The following is a 243-nucleotide window of genomic DNA, read 5'->3' as shown; positions in this document are numbered from 1 at the left end:
GGCTTCGTCTGGTTCATCTGAGACGTCTTGATCAGCTTCAGGAGTTTCATCCGGTGTATCTTCTGTTTCTTCATCTAGATCATCATCGGCTGAAGCTTCATCCAGTTCATCTGAGACGTCTTGGTTATCTTCAGGAGTTTCATCCGGTGTATCTTCTGCTTCTTCATCTAGTTCATCATCGGCTGAAGCTTCATCCAGTTCATCTGAGACGTCTTGGTTATCTTCAGGAGTTTCATCCGGTGT

Annotated in this window: 1 pseudogene; it reads right to left on the bottom strand. The window is 45.3% G+C overall.

The annotated features are described in order from the left end of the window. Positions 1–243 (bottom strand): annotated as a pseudogene (locus tag JEM49_RS09265) (hypothetical protein); the annotation flags it as partial.

The organism is Lactobacillus sp. A27 (genome assembly GCF_016742815.1).
In the GTDB taxonomy this organism is placed as follows: Bacteria; Bacillota; Bacilli; order Lactobacillales; family Lactobacillaceae; genus Lactobacillus; species Lactobacillus gallinarum.
This window is presented reverse-complemented; position numbering and strand designations above follow the sequence as displayed.